The organism is Pseudoalteromonas sp. NZS100_1 (genome assembly GCF_015864285.1).
Taxonomy (GTDB): Bacteria; Pseudomonadota; Gammaproteobacteria; order Enterobacterales; family Alteromonadaceae; genus Pseudoalteromonas; species Pseudoalteromonas arctica.
Genome location: NZ_JADYXN010000004.1, coordinates 153,130 through 171,181 on the forward strand (window position 1 = coordinate 153,130; position 18,052 = coordinate 171,181).

The 18,052-nt window shown below is 38.8% G+C and carries 18 protein-coding genes and 1 tRNA gene; 10 read left to right on the forward strand and 9 right to left on the reverse strand.

The annotated features are described in order from the left end of the window. Positions 1 to 371: 371 nt before the first annotated feature. The 4 genes from dps to I6F66_RS04430 all read right to left on the reverse strand — a co-directional run bounded on the left by dps (position 372) and on the right by I6F66_RS04430 (position 4,223). Positions 372 to 896 carry a DNA starvation/stationary phase protection protein Dps gene (gene dps / locus I6F66_RS04415; RefSeq protein ID WP_166378003.1) on the reverse strand — a complete coding sequence of 175 codons (525 nt, stop codon included), beginning with the start codon at positions 894 to 896 and terminating at the stop codon, positions 372 to 374. Between the two features lie 235 nt (positions 897 to 1,131). Further along, the gene (locus tag I6F66_RS04420; protein WP_197159617.1) at positions 1,132 to 1,500 is read right to left on the reverse strand and encodes a DUF2237 family protein; all 369 of its coding nucleotides are present in this window, start codon (positions 1,498 to 1,500) and stop codon (positions 1,132 to 1,134) included. A gap of 136 nt (positions 1,501 to 1,636) precedes the next feature. Beyond that, positions 1,637 to 3,505 (reverse strand): bifunctional glutathionylspermidine amidase/synthase, encoded by a 1,869-nt coding sequence (gene gss, locus I6F66_RS04425; protein WP_165741091.1) that lies wholly within the window; start codon positions 3,503 to 3,505, stop codon positions 1,637 to 1,639. A 331-nt stretch (positions 3,506 to 3,836) separates the two neighbouring features. Beyond that, on the reverse strand, positions 3,837 to 4,223 hold the full coding sequence (locus tag I6F66_RS04430; protein ID WP_165741090.1) for a hypothetical protein: 387 nt from the start codon (positions 4,221 to 4,223) through the stop codon (positions 3,837 to 3,839). Positions 4,224 to 4,592: 369 nt separating this feature from the next. On the opposite strand from I6F66_RS04430, the gene I6F66_RS04435 reads away from it, so the two are divergent. From I6F66_RS04435 to I6F66_RS04450, 4 genes are all read left to right on the forward strand, one after another. Further along, a complete protein-coding gene (locus I6F66_RS04435; protein WP_010553100.1) occupies positions 4,593 to 5,426 on the forward strand; it encodes a mechanosensitive ion channel family protein in 834 nt (277 codons plus the stop codon). Positions 5,427 to 5,668: 242 nt separating this feature from the next. Beyond that, entirely contained in the window at positions 5,669 to 7,741 is a 2,073-nt protein-coding gene (locus I6F66_RS04440; RefSeq protein ID WP_197208821.1) for a catalase, read from the forward strand. A 105-nt stretch (positions 7,742 to 7,846) separates the two neighbouring features. Further along, a complete protein-coding gene (locus I6F66_RS04445) occupies positions 7,847 to 8,317 on the forward strand; it encodes a GFA family protein (protein WP_058154198.1) in 471 nt (156 codons plus the stop codon). 100 nt (positions 8,318 to 8,417) lie between these two features. Continuing rightward, positions 8,418 to 8,891: a VOC family protein gene (locus I6F66_RS04450; protein WP_197139884.1), complete on the forward strand. Its 474-nt coding sequence runs from the start codon at positions 8,418 to 8,420 to the stop codon at positions 8,889 to 8,891. 217 nt (positions 8,892 to 9,108) lie between these two features. On the opposite strand, the gene I6F66_RS04455 is transcribed toward I6F66_RS04450, so the two are convergent. After that, a tRNA-Leu gene (locus I6F66_RS04455) sits at positions 9,109 to 9,193 on the reverse strand. 390 nt (positions 9,194 to 9,583) lie between these two features. Between I6F66_RS04455 and I6F66_RS04460 the strand changes: the two genes are divergently transcribed. The 3 genes from I6F66_RS04460 to I6F66_RS04470 all read left to right on the forward strand — a co-directional run bounded on the left by I6F66_RS04460 (position 9,584) and on the right by I6F66_RS04470 (position 11,606). Beyond that, positions 9,584 to 10,573, forward strand: coding sequence for a fatty acid desaturase (locus tag I6F66_RS04460; protein WP_165727639.1), 990 nt, complete (start codon positions 9,584 to 9,586; stop codon positions 10,571 to 10,573). 303 nt (positions 10,574 to 10,876) lie between these two features. Next, positions 10,877 to 11,290, forward strand: coding sequence for a GFA family protein (locus tag I6F66_RS04465; protein ID WP_007581502.1), 414 nt, complete (start codon positions 10,877 to 10,879; stop codon positions 11,288 to 11,290). 94 nt (positions 11,291 to 11,384) lie between these two features. Continuing rightward, the gene (locus I6F66_RS04470) at positions 11,385 to 11,606 is read left to right on the forward strand and encodes a hypothetical protein (RefSeq protein ID WP_165727638.1); all 222 of its coding nucleotides are present in this window, start codon (positions 11,385 to 11,387) and stop codon (positions 11,604 to 11,606) included. Here the strand turns inward: I6F66_RS04470 and I6F66_RS04475 are convergent. After that, positions 11,595 to 12,791 carry an MFS transporter gene (locus I6F66_RS04475; protein ID WP_165740952.1) on the reverse strand — a complete coding sequence of 399 codons (1,197 nt, stop codon included), beginning with the start codon at positions 12,789 to 12,791 and terminating at the stop codon, positions 11,595 to 11,597. The genes I6F66_RS04470 and I6F66_RS04475 overlap by 12 nt on opposite strands. Positions 12,792 to 12,897: 106 nt before the next feature. On the opposite strand from I6F66_RS04475, the gene I6F66_RS04480 reads away from it, so the two are divergent. After that, positions 12,898 to 13,689, forward strand: a complete 792-nt coding sequence (locus I6F66_RS04480) for a helix-turn-helix domain-containing protein (protein WP_197139886.1) — start codon at positions 12,898 to 12,900, stop codon at positions 13,687 to 13,689. A gap of 36 nt (positions 13,690 to 13,725) precedes the next feature. Here I6F66_RS04480 and I6F66_RS04485 read toward each other — a convergent pair whose 3' ends face one another. The 3 genes from I6F66_RS04485 to I6F66_RS04495 all read right to left on the reverse strand — a co-directional run bounded on the left by I6F66_RS04485 (position 13,726) and on the right by I6F66_RS04495 (position 17,236). Beyond that, positions 13,726 to 15,786, reverse strand: a complete 2,061-nt coding sequence (locus tag I6F66_RS04485) for a TonB-dependent receptor (RefSeq protein WP_197208822.1) — start codon at positions 15,784 to 15,786, stop codon at positions 13,726 to 13,728. Between the two features lie 74 nt (positions 15,787 to 15,860). Continuing rightward, on the reverse strand, positions 15,861 to 16,517 hold the full coding sequence (locus I6F66_RS04490) for a YoaK family protein (protein ID WP_165740949.1): 657 nt from the start codon (positions 16,515 to 16,517) through the stop codon (positions 15,861 to 15,863). A gap of 29 nt (positions 16,518 to 16,546) precedes the next feature. Beyond that, the gene (locus tag I6F66_RS04495; RefSeq protein WP_165740948.1) at positions 16,547 to 17,236 is read right to left on the reverse strand and encodes an ABC transporter substrate-binding protein; all 690 of its coding nucleotides are present in this window, start codon (positions 17,234 to 17,236) and stop codon (positions 16,547 to 16,549) included. 123 nt (positions 17,237 to 17,359) lie between these two features. Between I6F66_RS04495 and I6F66_RS04500 the strand changes: the two genes are divergently transcribed. Both I6F66_RS04500 and I6F66_RS04505 read left to right on the forward strand, forming a co-directional pair. Beyond that, on the forward strand, positions 17,360 to 17,608 hold the full coding sequence (locus tag I6F66_RS04500; RefSeq protein WP_166378022.1) for a TIGR03643 family protein: 249 nt from the start codon (positions 17,360 to 17,362) through the stop codon (positions 17,606 to 17,608). Positions 17,609 to 17,684: 76 nt separating this feature from the next. After that, on the forward strand, positions 17,685 to 18,047 hold the full coding sequence (locus tag I6F66_RS04505; RefSeq protein ID WP_165727633.1) for a hypothetical protein: 363 nt from the start codon (positions 17,685 to 17,687) through the stop codon (positions 18,045 to 18,047). The last annotated feature ends 5 nt before the right edge of the window (positions 18,048 to 18,052 follow it).

Below are 18,052 nucleotides of genomic sequence, written 5' to 3' on the forward strand. Positions count from 1 at the left end.
TTTATTGAAGTATGTTTACCAAAGACGTTTTTTTATATTGTTTGTACTATTAAATACACTTTTTAGTGCTGTTTTTAAATTTTATGCCGTACTTTTATACGTATTTAGTTTGTTTTTTAAGTGATGTTAAAATAATGAGATGTTCATTAAAGGTTGGGTATGGCTTATAAATTTGCGAAATAGTAAGGAGTATAAAATCATTAAATTTTATTTTGGTTATTTGTTTTGGTAATACCAATTTTCTATTGTTTTTATATGAATTTTGTATTAGAGCTTACTGATACATATCTATATATGATTATAAATAGAGTGATTTTTACGCAAAAAAAAAGCCCAGCATATTAATGCTGGGCTTTCTTAGATTAAATATATTAGCTTTTTAACTCGCCTGTAGATGATTCTAAATGGGCTCTAATAAACCACTGAAATTGCTCTAGGTCAGCTAGTTGGCTGGTGATCATATCTTCAGACACCGGATCTAATTCAGAAAGAGTCTCAATTGCTTTGCGGTGATCGCCATTAACGCCGTTGTATACTTTATCAAGTGCGGCTAAATGCTCGGTTACTAACCCTTTACCTACTGAGTATTCGCTCCATGTACGACGATCTACAATTGATTTAGGCGTACCAACGGGCACTCCACCAAGAGTCGCAATTCGCTCTGCAATTGTATCTGTCATTTCGCGCACAATGTCTACTTGTGGGTCTATCATTTCGTGTACGCCAATAAAGTTAGGTCCTACTACATTCCAGTGAATATGCTTTAAAGTAAGCTGTAAATCTATCAATGCAACCATGCGGTTATCTAGCGTAGCTATTGTTTTTTGAGCTGATTCGTCACTCATACCTGGCGCGGTAAATTTAGTTGTTTTGTTTGATTCGTTATTGTTACTCATAATTTCTCCTACATTAAGTAATGTGTTGCTCATATAATATGTTGCGTTATGAGCATGACTTAAACTTAATGAAGCAACTGTTATGCCGTAAGTTGATTGTTTTTAAAAGCTTTTTAAAACATGGGGTTATGTTTTTATTTGAGATTTTAGAGGCTGGAGGGGTGATTGAATTTTTGAAAAGCCTGCATACATTTGTAAAATCTGCAGACTTTAATTTAATAACGCTTAAGTGTATTTAAACTTTGGCTATATATTCGTGCGCTTTTAAAACATCGAGCGGCACTATTTCTAATGATTTTTTATTTGTAGCTTCAAGTACCACTGGTGGCGCAACGTTTGCTGCAATAGCATGAAGCCATCTTACTGCACACAAGCACCATTTATCACCGGCTTTTAAACCTTCAAAATCGTAAAGAGGGTTTGGGCTTATTAAGTCGTTACCTTGTGATTTTGAAAATTGTAAAAACTCGTCAGTCATAATTGCACACACACTGTGATTGCCAAGATCTGATTCTGGTACATAACAAAATCCTTCACGTGTGTAGCCACCATTACCGCAACATAGTTTTAAACGTGTGCCAAGTACATTAAATTGATTCGCCATGAAATACCTTAGTTTGTGGTGTTTAATAAATTTACTCTATCAGGAGTAACTCGCTTGAGATAGCTATAAAACTTAAAAGAGGGAAGGGGGTCTACACAAACTTAAGCCCGCAGCAAAATTGCGGGCTTAGTATTATTTATTTAATACGCAGTGCCATACAATCGCTATGGCCGTTTATGATCATGCTTTTATCAACACGTACGCCACCACCAGAGTATTTTCCGGCGGCTGTAAAACTACATATTTGTACAAAGTAGTCATCTACTTTAGGCAGTGCAAATAGTTGTTGGTATATTTGGTCTTGCTCGGCAAAGTGCCCCATTGTTTTTTCTATAACTTGCTGCTGTTCATCAACAAGTTGAATATTAGCACCACAACGTCCTACTATTGGTTTAACTACATAACCGGTTTGTAATAACTCGTCGTTAAGCTCAAACGCGGTATTAAGTAAATATTTATGATTAGGGAATAAACTCCACAGTATTGGTAAAATAGCCTTGTTACTTGGGATCAATGTCCACAGCGGTTCAAATACCATGACATTTTTACGCAGTAATACATCGACTAAGCGTGGCGTTTCACCAATTTTGAATTGTGGTTCAAAGTTATCACCTAATGATTGGTCTGCTTCGCATTCTTCACGAATTTGATCAAGTGCGGTTTCCCACGACCAGGTTTTCCATACGTAACTCAGTTGTGCGCCATCTGCATCTACTATGTTGCCTGATTCATTCCAGCGAAGTGTGCTTAAGCCAATTACTAACTTACACTCAAAGCCCGCGGCTTCAATAGCTTCTTTCATAAATAATGCGTGGTAATGCTCTTCTGGTTCATCATCTTGCAGAATATGAACAAGACCTTTTACTTCACTTTTACGCCATGCTTTTACGAGATCTTTAAATAAATTTTGGCCTGCATCTACACCTGTTTTAACACCAAAGTGTTTTGCCCATTTACCCTGAACTTTGCCGCTCTCCATATAACACGATGCCGAATCGCAATTGTATTCGTAAACTTTTAAACCTGCTGCTGTTAAAGCAAAGTCAAACCGACTGGTAATTAATTGGTTTAAGCGGTTATCCCACGATTGGCGAATTTTATTAATCACAACATCGGGTAAATTAAACTTTTTTAATAACTCAGGGTGCTGCAGTACATAGTCGGTTGCATGCATAAATAAGCCATGCAGCTCATTTGTTGCATGCTCAATGCTTTGCTGCGCCGTTTGAGATATCGCAAAGTAATTATGTTGATCCGCAGCTACTGATGTAAGTTTATGGCCTTGCATCATTTCTACGTAGGCAGCTTCATCGTCATTCGCAATATTTAACCATGACTTGTTTGCTTGGCCTGTATCTACTGCTTTATGGGCTTCTATAATAAATAAATCAGTGTTTAGCTCAGACGTTGGCTCAGCATATTCTGTTTCATCAGTTTGTGTCATCCAGCCTAAAATAGTGGCGTCGCTGTAAGAGCACTCAATCCAATAGTCGCCATCTTTAGTTACTTTTGCTTTTAGTTCACGGCACCAGCTTTGATCTTTTGGCCATATTTGATGTCCTACATTTTGCTCAGCAAGGCGTATTTTATCTTCGTGCACTTCAACAACGACAGCAACATGGCCTGTTTCTTCAAACTCGCCGCCTTCTTCCCATATAAGTAAGCTACCTACTTGAGGATGATGTTTTGCACCATTTTTAAACGCGTTTAGTGGCAATCTGTTTTGGCTATTTACATCGCGCACTGAACGCAGCTCAAAAATATCGTAAGCCATAGCAATATCATCAAAAATATAGCTATGGTTGAGATACATCCATCGACGTGCAAACTCAACGCATTGCCATTTATAGCCCATGTAAATGCCATCAAGGTAACTACGATAGGCGCTACGATTAGGATAAATGCTTTCGTCAGCCGTATCATAATCAGATGAGTACACAGCAACATTACCAGGTGCATAACCTAATAAGGTACCAAAATCACTAGCAGGAGCAGAAGATTTCATAAACAAAGATGTTCAAAATAAAGGTGTGATAATTTGCTGACTATATGAGCGAAACTGCGTTATAGCAAGATATAAAATATGTTTTTACGAAGGGGGATAAGTAAAAAATCACTCATTCATTAAAGAGTGAAAATACGGGAGAGTACTTTTACTAATAGTGTTAGGTTTGGTGCTTTTTTGGCTTGTAACTGGTTGAAATTTATTGATATTTTTGATGTGATTGTTACTGTTTAAATCTCAATTAAAAAATGGAGAAGCTATAGGTAACTTCTCCACTTTTATTATTCATATTTAGTGATTTTTATAATATGTAAAGCAGGTTAACGCGCTGCTAAATCATTTCAGCATCTATATGGCGTATTAGGTTTGATACCCAATTAACATATTGGCGGTGAATTTTTTTGCCGTTGTAGTTTAAGTTAATAGAGTCTTTATAGTTGATTGAGTATGCCGTTTTGTTATACGCAATATCGATAGTTAATTGGTGTGTGCGAATATCCAGTACACCTTTTATTTTACCTTCACTCATAGGCGTACACTTCCAACCAAGCTGAATACATGCCTTTAGAATGCCTTTTTCTACGTCAGCTTCACTGTTGGTAATTGTTGATGTTTGTGGAATAGGGTTTTGTTCAAAGTCTCTTACTGCAACAGATGTTGAACAACCAGCAAGTACAGTAAGTGTTGCCGCTGTAAGTAAAATTGAGTACTTTTTCATAATAATCCTTTGTTTTAATTTCATCCAATTGTGTTGTCTCGCCAATATATGCGCGCTTAGGTGAGATTATCGGTAAATTTATAGATGAGTGCCAGCAGTAATTAGAAAATTAAGAGAGTTAACCGAGATTTATTTCGGGTATTAGCTTTATTTATGAACAAGTTAAAGTTGAATTATTTAAGCTGTAGACCAAGGGTTAAAGCAAAATTATGTGTTGAAAGATTTACGTGAGCGATGACATGTTTTGAGGGAACGCTCTTTCTTTATGTTTTAAATTACTCCTATAGTCGTACTTTAGTTAATTTTTTGTTAAACTATTGCGCTTAGTATGAATTGAAGTCAGTTAAAAGTTTTTAAAACAGGAAAAAAATGGAAGATATAATAAACAACATTGATATTAATCAATATTTACCCGCTGCAATTACGTGGGCAACCAACATATTACTAGCGATTGCAATCTTACTTGCGGGCTTATGGTTAGCGGGCAAAGTACGCAATTTAATTATTGGCTTATGCCATAAATACACTCATCTTGATGATACGCTTTTTCGCTTTTTAGGCAGTATGGCTCGCTACATCATATTAGCGTTCGTTATTATTGCCGTGTTAAATCGCTTTGGTGTACAAACGGCCTCTATTATTGCTTTGCTAGGTGCTGCGGGACTTGCTATAGGCTTGGCGTTACAAGGTGCAATGTCGAACCTTGCCGCAGGCGTTATGCTACTTGTTTTCAGACCTTATAAAGTGAATGACTTTATTGAGGCCGCAGGGCGTTTTGGTAAAGTAACAGAAGTAGATATGTTTACTACTATTTTACAAACGTTCGATAACCAACAGGTTATTATTCCAAATAGTCAAATTTGGGGCGCGCAAATTATAAACCATTCACATCATCCAATTCGTGGTGTGGATATGCATTTTGGTGTTGCTTACGGTGAAGATACAACCGCTGTACGTAAAGTTATAGATGCCGTACTTGCAGCGCACCCACACATACTAAAAGATCCAGCTCCTTTTGTTGAAGTAGAAACTCTTAACAACAGCTCAGTAGACTTTTTAGTAAGACCTTTTTGTAAGGGCGAGCATTACTTCGATATTCTTTACACTGTGCCAGAGTTAATTAAAAAAGCACTGGATGAAAACAACATCGAAATACCTTTCCCACATCGTAAAGTTATTTTAGTTAACGAAAGCAAAGATTAATTAAATTTAAAACGATTTAAACCTAAGGGCACTTTTAAGTGCTCTTTTTTTGTGTGAAAAAGTTACATACCTGTGTAACCTTTTCTTTTATAAACCACTTCAAATACTACATTGTTATCTGTACAGCCCTTTTTTACTAGGTTGGATGGCTGGTCTTTATTTTGCATTTGCATAGTCGCTTTTAGCTTTAAAGCTCATAAAAACTATTGACCCATTAAATCAAACTGTATGAAGGACTAAACATGGCTGAATCATTTAAATACTCAGGTAATAAAGGACATGGCGGTGAATTGCATCAAAAAGCGTCGGATGAACACCCTACCATGACCACCGCGCAGGGCTGCCCTGTAAGTGACGATCAAAACTCATTACGTGCAGGAAAGCGTGGCCCAGGATTATTAGAAGATCACATAATGCGCGAGAAGATCTTTCACTTTGATCACGAACGCATTCCTGAGCGAGTAGTGCACGCTAGAGGCTATGGTGCACACGGATATTTTGAAAATTACGACACGCTTGAAGATTTAACCTGTGCAGATATTTTTCAGCGAAAAGGTGAAAAAACTCCAGTATTTACTCGTTTCTCTACAGTTGCAGGTAATAAAGGGTCTCCAGATTTAGCACGTGATGTACGTGGTTTTGCGGTAAAATTTTATACCCAAGAAGGAAACTGGGATTTAGTGGGAAACAATATACCGGTATTCTTTATTCAAGATGCGATGAAGTTTCCAGACTTAGTTCATTCAGCTAAAGCCGAGCCCGACCGAGGTTTTCCGCAAGCGCAAACAGCACATGATAACTTTTGGGATTTTGTGAGCTTATCGCCTGAGTCAATGCACATGGTTATGTGGGCAATGTCTGATAGAGCTATTCCGCGCTCTTTACGCTTTATGGAAGGTTTTGGCGTTCATACCTTTAAATTCATTAACGCCAAAGGTGAAGAGAAATTCGTTAAATTTCATTGGAAACCAAAAGGCGGCATGCAATCTGTAGTATGGAACGAAGCACTTAAGCTAAACGGCGCGGACCCTGATTTTCATCGCAGAGATATGTGGGAATCTATTTGTAATGGCGACTTCCCTGAGTGGGAGCTAGGTGTACAGGTGTTTGATCAGCAATTTGCTGATGAATTTGAATTTGATGTTTTTGATGCCACTAAGCTTATACCTGAAGAGCAAGTACCAGTGCAAATTGTTGGCCGTATGGTGCTTGACCGTGTTGTAGACAACTTTTTTGCAGAAACAGAGCAAGTAGCATTTTGTACTCAAAACATTGTACCGGGGCTCGACTTTACACCCGACCCGCTACTGCAAGGTCGTAACTTTTCATACTTAGATACTCAAACTAAGCGTTTAGGTGGTCCTAACTTTACGCATATTCCGGTCAATGCGCCTAAATGTCCAATGCGTCATTTTCAGCAAGATGGCCACATGGCAATGCACAATCCAAAAGGGCGTGTTAATTATGAGCCAAACTCATGGAGCGGCGACGAAAACAACCCGCGCGAATGCCCAGTACATGGCTTTAAAAGCTCAAAGGAACCTGAAGTAAGCGGCGGTGATAAACTGCGTTATCGCTCAGAAACATTCAGCGATCATTACAGTCAAGCCCGTCAATTTTATTTAAGTCAAACAGAGGTAGAGCAGGCGCATATTCAATCTGCGTACGTGTTTGAGCTGTCTAAAGTTGAGCATTTACCAATACGAGAACGTTTGGTATCGCACTTGTTAAATATTGACGAAACCCTCTCAGATAAAGTTGCCGAAGGACTTGGCTTGCAAGAAATGCCAGACCCAGCTGAAGCTGCTATGCCAACACGTAAAGACTTACCTGTATCTGATGCGTTAAGTATTTTGAAAAATGCGCCCAACACCTTCAAAGGCCGTAAATTAGGTATTTTAGTAAGTGATGGCTTTAATGCAGACATCTTTGAATCGGTTACCAATGCACTTAAAAGTGAAGGCGCAAACTCTGAAATTATTGCCCCACAAGTTGGCGGTGCTAAATGCAGTAAAGGTAAGCACTTTAAAGCTGATCAGGTTATTAATGGTGGTCCATCGGTTTTATACGATGCGGTACTTGTACTCACCACTGAAGAGGGAGCCGAAAAACTAGCTGCTATTGCAGAAGCTAAAGACTTTGTAAGTGATGCGTATGCACATATGAAATACATAGGTTTTACAAGTGAGGCTAAGCCATTATTTAAAGCCGCAGGGCTCGATGATAAAGCAGATGATGGCTGGATTGATTTAGAGGCACACTCTGCCGATAAATTTATAAATACATTACGTAATTTAAGATATTGGAAACGTTAGTAAGCTCAATAATTAAAAAACCACAGCATGTAATTGTTGTGGTTTTTTTAAGCTCACCTAGTTAAGGTATTAGTTCAAGCCAACAATAAAAAAATTGGATATATTATGAAGCTTAATGGGGCTTGTCACTGTGGCAAAGTGGTATTTACGGTCAACTCAAAACACCCTTATCCTTACAATTTATGTTACTGCTCTATATGCCGTAAAACCGCAGGGAGCGGCGGGTTTGTTATTAATTTAAACGCGCAATACAGCACGCTTGAGGTTACAGGGCGTGAACACATAACTATTTATCATGCAAAAATAGGCGATAAAATCAGCCCTGCAGAGCGTCATTTTTGTAAGCATTGTAGTGCTAACTTGTGGTTATACGATGCACGTTGGCCTGAGCAAGTTCACCCCTTTGCTGGTGCAATAGATAGTGAGTTACCCATACCGCCAGAGCGCACTCATTTAATGCTTGGTAGTAAAGCAAATTGGGTAAATGCGCCCATTAATGAAGGTGACAAGCAATTTGAAGAATACCCTGATGAAAGTATTGCTGCTTGGCATAAGCGTTTAAACCTCGAAAAGTAACGCAATTTTTTGTATGAGCTAAGCTTAAATTTAGGGGCAATTAAACGCATATTTAGTTTATTAAATATTAAAAATCACCGCGTAAGTAAAGGAGAATATTATGGCAGTCTCAGCAATACCAAAAGGGTTTCATTCAGTTACACCATATTTAATTATGAATGACGCACAAAAAGCGATAGATTTTTATTGTGATGCATTTAGTGCTGAACACGTAATGCAAATGCCTTTACCTGATGGTGGAATAGCCCATGCAGAAATAATAATTGGTGATTCGCATATTATGCTTTCAGATAATGGTTCTGAAGAGCATTTAAAAAGCCCAAAAGAACTCGGTGGTACTGCGCTAAGCCTTATGCTTTATGTTGAAGATGTTGATACCGTATTTAAAAAAGCAATTGATCTAGGTGCAACACTAATAAGACCCTTACATGACCAGTTTTATGGTGATAGGACCGGCACACTACGAGACCCATTTGGTCATATATGGATCATTGGTACACACAAAGAAGATGTTAGTGACGAAGAGTTAAGTAGTCGAATTGGGGATATAACAAATCAAGAGCAAGACGCATAACTAGCGTGCTTATTAGATTTATGTACCTTCCTAATTACGTTGACGGCTTTAATGAAAGGTTTGTAGCTTTTGCTTCAACTCATCTAGGTTTTATCTTGTTATCGAAACCGTTTTCTGCCTAAACGTAGCTCACTTAATTAAGCGAATTAGTATAAATTACTAGTTAAGTTTTAGGTATAAAAAAACCTCAGCTAATAATTAGCTGAGGTTCAAAAAGTGGTACCAGCGGCCGGACTCGAACCGGCACTCCTTTCGGAAGGGGATTTTGAATCCCCCATGTCTACCAATTTCATCACGCTGGCATAATTTTTCTTTAATCTTTTAAGCATAAAAAGATAAAGAAAAACCACTTAAAATAAAAAGGATACTTATATACCTCTTATTCTGTATCCGCATTATACAAATAAAAGAGGGGGCGGCAAGCCTTTTCTTTTATTTGCATAAACAACTGGTTGATAATTAATCGTTTATAGCAAGGATACTCCATAGGTAATTTTTTTAAGTCTTTTTGGCTAATATATAAAGCGAATATTTTGGGTTATGAGTGCTATTAAACTGTTATGCGATTGAATAAATAAGCAATTGAACTATTGATAATAGTTAGCCGTATTACAATAATTATTCCTGCTTTATGCCGATTTTGCGCTTAATTCAGGTATTATTTGTACAACAAGGTTTTTAAGACATTATATATGACTCAATTAAGTGCCAAACAGAACATTCAATCGATTGTTAAAGCAATTAAGGCAGAGGAAGCATCACTTCGTCAAAAGCACCCGTTACTTGCACATCAAAATACCTTAGGGTTAATTATTTTATTGCTATCGCTTAGCGCACTAATTGGTGTTGGTGTTTTATATTATTTAGCCATCATACCTGCTTGGGTATGCATAGTACTTGCGGCTATTGCTGCATCTATTTCCCATGAGTTAGAACACGACCTTATACATAAACAATACTTTAGTAACCAGCCATTTATGCATAATTTTATGATGCTAACAGTATGGTTAATGCGGCCAAATACTATTAGCCCGTGGTACCGACGTAAAATGCATTTACACCATCACAAAACCTCAGGCACACAACAAGACTTAGAAGAGCGCTTGGTGGGCAACGGTATTAAAAACCCATTCTTACGTGCGTTAGTTATTATGGATGGGTTATTAGGGTTAGTTATTTCTACTAAACGTTTTAGAAAAGAAATTAATGGCTTTAGTTTTTCGAGTGTTTTTAATGCGGGATTTCCGATAGCGACTGCGTATTTTGCTGTTTTATACAGCGTTATTGTATTTCATATTGTTGATTTATTTATACCACTTTCGCTAAATTCGCCTAGCTGGTTGTTAAGTACAATGAATGTGTTCGAATTTTTAATGGTTGTGCTCATTGTTCCTAATATTATTCGCTCAAGCTCGCTTAATTTTGTTACCTCAAGCATGCATTACTATGGCGGCGTTAATAACATGCTTGAGCAAACTCATGTACTAACGAGCCGTTTATTTATGCCGTTTCACTTGTTTTGTTTTAACTTTGGTAAAACGCATACCATCCATCATTTTGTGCCAAATCAGCCGTTTTATTTACGTCAAATGCTAAGTGAAAAAATACTTAAAGTAATGGCGCAACACAACGTGCGCTTTAACGATTTTGACAGCATAAAAAATGCTAACGCATTTAAATAATTACCCCCAACATAAGGGGAGGTTCTACATTGCTATTCTTATTTTATGATCTAAACACACATAAAAAATAATTTAGACGCACCACGTTACGCTATTAACTTAACGTGGTATTGCTGTTTTATTTAAAACATCGGATCATGTTTGTAGCTCTTGCTCAACGTTGAAAATCACTCTCAAAAATTAAAAATCTAACCGAATATACAAATGAACCGGCGAGCAATTTTTTATATTTTAAAAATAATGAATCGATACTGCCGGTCTTATATCTCGATTCAATCTTCATAAGCATTAAGGATTTAAATAATGGAAATTACTGGAAGCTGTTACTGTGGTGAAATTAAATACCAAGCAAAGTCTCAAAATAACAATGCACTTGTTTGCCATTGTAGCGATTGCCAACGTATGTCGAGCGGCCCATTTAGAGCCGTTATAATTGCAGAGCCAAATTCGGTAGTATTTACCCAAGGTGAGCCAAAAGAGTTTGTTAAGACAGCGCAAAGCGGTAACAAGCGTGCGCAAGGTTTTTGCGGCACATGTGGTACAACACTTTATGCAACTAACGAAGCTAAAACTGACCGTGTATATGGCTTGCGTATTGGTGCGGTTGATCAGCGTGAACAGTTTACGCCAACAGCACAAATTTGGGCTAAATCAACATTGAGCTGGTTGAGCGGCTTACACGAAGTACCTGCGTTTGATACAACCCCACAAAATTAGTAATACTGATCAAAAATCACTTTTTTAGTAAGCGGTTTGAAATTTATTTTACCAAATGACTGTCTACTTATAAGTCAGTCATTTGGAGAATAACATGTGTAGTTCACCTAAAAGCAGCCGAGCAGTTAAAAAAACAGCCATTAGTTTTAATGATGAGCTTACTCAAGAGCAGCGCTTGCGTTTTGCTGCAAAGGCTAATTTAGCGCAAGAGCGCCGTGAACAGCGTGAAGCAACTAATAAACGCTACGAGCAAAAGCATACTAGCGGTAAGCCTGCATCTGGTTTTTTTTCGTGGTTACAACAGCTAGTTAACTGATTTAGCTAACGTGGTGTTTTTACCACTACCTAAGCCACATAGCGCGCATAATACGCCTGCAATAGCGCACAGCCATAATGGTGCAGCCCAACTTCCTGTAGTCGTGTGTAATGCACCAGCTAGCATAGGACCAATAGCCGCGAGTAAATAACCTACGCTTTGCGACATACCTGAAAGCGACGCTGCTTGTTGCGAATCATCGGTTCGTAAACTAATAAACGACAACCCCAATATAAAACATGCTCCAGAGCAAAAACCCAGCATTAAGGTCCACACAAAGGCATAGTTAGGCATGTAAAGCAGCCCCAATGCACTAAATGCACTGAGCATAGCTAAAATAAAGCTAAGCGCGCTTTGATCTTTTAATTTGGCAAGTAACGGAATTAATATTAAACCAGGCAATGCAGTCGCAATTTGAAAAGCCCCATGATAAGCACCCGCTTGCGTAGCACTTTGGCCTGCTTCGGTTAATATGCTGGGCAACCACGTAATAATTATATAATTTAAAAAAGAGTTTAAACCCAGTAACAAGGTAATTTGCCATGCTAGTAAATAGCGCCATACACTTTTTGACGTGTCAGTGTGTTGAGCAATACTCGCGGGTTTTGTGTGCTTACTTAATTGCGAGATCCATACAATAATACTCGCCAGAGTAATAAGAGCTGATGAGCCCAGCGCAAGTTGCCATCCTAATCCGTTTAACTGACTAAGCGGAAATACCAAAGTGGAAAACCCACCCGATACCACGCCCATAGTAAGCACGTAGGCTGAGGTCATTAACGCAACCTTTGCAGGAAAGTCGCGCTTAATTAAACTTGGTAATAATACGTTTGCGATGGCAATACCTACACCAATAATAGCGGTGCCTACAAAAAGCATGGCTGAGGTATTTATTACCCGCGCTGCAACCCCTGCAAGTATAAATAACAAAGCCACAAACAAGGTGCGCTCTAGCCCCTGCTTTTTAGCAAGAGTTGCGGCCATTGGCGATACAACCGCAAAGGCAATGAGTGGCAATGTTGTTAAAAACCCAGCTTGCGATGCGCTAAGCCCAAAGTGATTAATAATTTGTTCAAGCACAGGTGCAATACCTGTAAATGTGGCGCGTAAATTTGCGGCAATAAGTAATATGCCAAGCACAAGTAATATGCCAGCAAAGCGTGATTTAGGTGTGTTATTTAACAAAAGGGAAGACCATTAAAGCTAATACTTAATGGGCGCTAGTATAAAGGCTTAGCAAAAACTATAATTTAGAGATAATGACATTAAATAACTAAAAACAGACAAAACTATGTTTGATGCAATTGGCTGGGACGACATTAAAAATTTTGAAACTATGGCGCAGCCCATAATAGCCAAAATAGAGCACGCCCATGCAAGTCACGAAATACCACTACATACCCATCCTAAAGGGCAGTTAATTTTAGCGCTACATGGTTATGTAACGTGTGAAGTGTCAGCCAAAATGTGGATGGTGCCTACGCACAGTGCAATTTGGATCCCAGGACAAAAGGTGCATAGTAATAGGGCGTCTGATAACGCAAAGCTTTGTCATTTATTTATAGATAGTAGTAAAAACGGTATGCCGCTAAATACCTGTACGTTAGCCATTACGCCACTGGTTAAAGAGCTAATGTGTGAGTTGGCTGGGCATAATCAGCACTATACTTTAAATAGTAAAACATCGCGTTTAGCGCAGGTGTTGTTTGATCAACTTATTGAAATGCCCGTACAGCCACTCGATTTTGTATTATCTAAAAACGAGGTAATTCAAACTATGAGCGATCAGCTTATAAACAAGCCAAACAATCGAAAAACACTACCACAATGGGCTAAGCAGTTTGCATTAACTGAGCGCACATTAGCGCGGTTAATTAAAAAAGAAACCGGTATGACATTTGGAAAGTGGCGTACGCAATTACATATAATTACAGCCCTAAAAGCGCTTTCTGATAAGCAAAGTGTGCAGCAGGTGTCGGAGTTACTAGGGTATGAGTCGGTGAGTGCATTTATTACTATGTTTAAAAAAGTGATGAAAAAGTCGCCCATGAAATACATGAGCGACTTAAATCAATTAAATTAGCTTAGCCTTTAAATCAGTTTAGCTCTTAAATAAGCATTACCACGTATAAGTTGCCGAAAGCATCGCGTTACGAGGTCTACCCGGGAAGTATCTGTCGCCGGTAAAACTGGTGTAATCGGCGCGCTCTGCATAAGCCTCATTAGTTAAATTAATAATGCGGGCAAGCACTTCAAGGTTATTAGTAACTTGCCACTGAGCGCGCAGGCTTAAAACATCATGCCCTTGGTATTTATTTAAGTTTTCTGGGTCGGTGTAGTAGTTACCAACGCGATGCCACTGCAAAGCAAATTGCGCGTTGTTTAATGCCTGCCATGTTAAATCGAGATTAGCAATATTACGCGGCGCGGTATCTATGTCGTTGCCGTTTATATTTAAACCGTTAAGTATTTGGTTGTTAGTATAAGTATGCTTTGCGTGAGTGCCTGCAAAGTTAAGCGCAAGCGACTGCGTTAGCTGGTAGTCAAGTTCAAGCTCAATACCACGATGGCGAGAGCTGCCATTATTTACCGTAAAAAAGTCACTATCGCGGTAAATCGTATTGTGTTTACTCATAGCGTAAAGTGACACGCCATAACGTAGTTTTTCGTAAATCCCTTTAATACCCAGCTCTGCGTTATTGGCTATTTCGGCGCTTAAATTTGCAGTGGTTTGCTCGCGTTGTAATTGGTAGAGCTCAGCCGCTTGTGGCGCTCTGTAACCGCGAGAAAAGTTAGCATAAAGCGTGTTATTTGTATTGTACTGATAACTAACCCCAAGCTTTGGCGATAGATTACTAAAACTATTTTTTCCACTTTCAGGGCGGCTGTATCGGCAGCCACCAAAGCCGCATTCTGTTCCATCGTCTTTTGTTCTGCCTGCTAGCATATTATTGGTGTAGTCGTACTGCATATGCTCGTAGCGCACACCTGCGGTAAGTAACCACTTATTTAATTGCCAATCAATAGATGCAAAAGGGGCATAAAGCGTGGCGTTTACATCGTAATCGTAATGCTTACCTTGTGGCACTGTAGCAACTAAAAATGCAGAACCTTGAGTGGGCTCATTTTGGCTTTGAGTAAAGTCGGCTTGCGTGTATTCGCCATCAAGCCCTAGGTTTACTTTTACATTACTTTGTAAATTATGTTGATAAAGCGATTGCACACCAAAGCCGGTTTGACTGTTTTTTTCAAGCGGTGTGCCGGGTAAAAAGTGCTTAAAAAAGTCCATGCTTTGGTCGCGAAAATATAACGTAGTAGAGAGCACATCATTGTTATTTAATTGCCATGTTGCGTTGCTCCACGCTCTAAACGCGCGTGCTTTTCTAAATGCATCTGGGTCAAAGTTTTTTTGCGCGAGATCTTCGTTTTTATAGCTTTCAAAGCCTGTAATAAACCCCGCTGTTTGCTGATCTAAATTTGTGTAAGTAAGCCCTGATGTCAGTAGTAAATTATCATTTGAATAGCGGTGGCGGATATTTACTTTTTGTTGCTCTACGCTTTCATCATCACGGTAACCACTGTCGTCGGTAACACTTGCATTAATGCCTATTCCGCTGTTGCCGTAATCTTGTCCTGCACGTAATTTGTAGCGAGTATAGCCGTACGAGCCGTAATCTAAACCAACTAAGCCACCGCCTTGTGTGGTGTCGGGCGTTATTACATTAATAACACCATGCACAGCGTTTGAGCCATAAAGTGCAGAGCCAGGGCCTTTTAGCACTTCAATGCGCTGCGCCATTTCGCTGTGCGCTTCAAATAGCTCGTTTATGTTACAAAACCCAGCAGCTCTCAGTGGTATGCCATCCTCCAAAGTCAATATGCCACCACAAGCGCCTGCGCCCGAAAGCACTTGTGAGCGAAGCGCGGGTAAATACTCTTGGCCATTTCCGCGTTGAATATTAGCACCCGCTACACGTTGCAGAGCTTCTTCAATATGGGTAGGCGCTATGCTATTTAGCTGCGCTTGCGTTAGTGTGCTTATTGATAAAGGGAGTGGGGTCGATAGCGCTTCAATACGTGATGCCGTAGTTGTTATGGTTTCTATTGCATCGTTGTTTTGATTATCGGCAAACGCAGCGTGGCTAAAGGGTAATATCAGCGGCAAAAAATAAGGTTTCATACATTCCTTGAAAGTAATCTATATTGCATTGCCTCTATAATATGCGGTTTTAATGTGCTTTTAAACTCGTTGCGTTAAAGCGTACGTAACCTATAAACCCGATACGTAATTGATAAAACAAAACAAGCCACAGCAGGAAACACCAAAGTAAGCACTTGGTAGTGTTCAAATAAAATAAAGCCGATTACACCACCTAATAAAAAGCCCGCAATAATAAGTAAAAACATAACGCCTTTACGCGTATCAAATTGCTCACCTTTAAGTGCTTTTCCTATCATTAAACCAAGGTCAGTAAAAATACCCGTTAAGTGTGTGGTACGAACTACTGCGCCACTGTAATTAGTCGCTAACGCGTTTTGTAATCCACAAGCAGCAGATGCGAGCGTAATGCCATAAACATAAGATTGATTAAGTAGGTAGGCACTTGCTAACAGTAAAGCGCCTTCAATAAATAAGAGCGTGTCGTAATGCCGGCCAAGTTTTAATGAACGCCCTGCAAGTAAAAAACCAGAAAGCGCAGAGCCCAGCATAAAGCTTATTAGTATGCTCAATAACAGTAAAGCGGCTGAAGTACTGCTCATTAGTTTAATACCCAACAAAGTGACAGAGCCTGATAAGTGCGAAATAGCCTGATGTTCAAATCCTAATAAGCCAACAGCGTTAACTATGCCCGCTATAAATGCCAGTGTAAACGCGCCATATTCAACCCACTTTGGTAGTTTTGTAAACATTGGTTATCTCTTAATATGTGCAGAGTTAATTATTGAGCTTGTGCTTTAAAACGCTTTATTTGTTCATCAACTAATTTTGTATCAATTACGCCACGCTTAAAAGCAATGTAAGTAGGAAACGTAAACTCATTTAATTGCCGAGCATAAATGTTTTTATATTCTTTTGAGTACCACAAACCTGCTTGATAGTTAGTTATTGCGTATTCAACACGTTTTTTTTCTAGTAGCTCAAAAGTGTCTTTAGTTGAAAGTGAACGAAGCAGATTATTCTCATCAAGGCTGTACTTTTTAGCGATAATTTTGGGAAGAATAACACCGCGTAACATAGCTATAGCGGCTTTTGATAAATCATCAATAAGCAGATTATCTTCATTTAACGTGAATAAACCAAACTTAGTGGTATGCAAAGGCTCGCTAGTAAAGTCTAAATATTCTGTACGCTCTTTATAGTTGGCCAATGAGAAATAGCAGTCGTAATAGCCCAGCTCCATCTCTTTTTTAACACGCGCCCAAGGTAAATGAACAACGTCAATTTTGAGGTTTAAGTTTTTTTCAATAAACTTAATGTAATCAATATCTAAACCTGTAAATGTATCGGCTTTTTCATCGTAAATAGTAAAAGGCGGGTAGTGGGTTGTTACGCAGCGCAGGGTTTTACTTGGCGCTGCAAGTAATAACGAAGGTAAAGTTAAAGCTAAAAACAGGAATATTGCGCGCATAAATATAAATTCGATATCTTTTAAAGTACATAAATTGAACGCCAATTATACAGTTACTGAGCTTAATTGCATTGATCTAAGTATTTTTACCTAGCGTATAAGTTAAATTTTGTGAGAAACATCATGTTTAACCCAGAGCAACAGTCACGCATTATTGAAATGGCGTGGGAAGATAGAACCCCTTATGAGGCAATAGAGCAGCTATACGGATTAAAATACCCGCAGCTGGTGGTATTTATGCGCGAACATATTTCAAAAGGCAGTTTTAAAGTGTGGCGTAAACGCCATGCAGGGCGTAAAACAAAACACTTAAAATTACGCGATCCCGCTATTATGCGCAGCCATTGTAAAACTCAATATAAACAACGTTAAACGAGGGGTGGGTGTTTCATACGATGTTCATCCATGTTTGTTAATCTTTAGCTATTAACTACGCTAGAGATTATTTATGAGAGCAGTAATATACACAGCACTAATAGCATTGGGTTTATGTTCAATAAGCGCAGACGCAAAACCGCATAAAGATAAACATGGTCATAAACACGGCCATAAAAAGCATCATTCGCATAAACATAACGACAATGACTACCTTTCTAAAAAAGAGGCAAAGCAGTTAATTCGCGCAGGTTGGACGCCACCAGGGCTAAGTAAAAGCTACCACCGAGGCGACTTTTTAGAGCGCGATTTATATAAACGAGGTAGAGTTATTGAACGCTCTAGAGATAATGGTACAGTAAGCATTGAGATAGACCGTACAGTTATTCACATGGTGCACGACACCCGAGAAATACTTTCAATTTTAAGTCGCTAAATTAA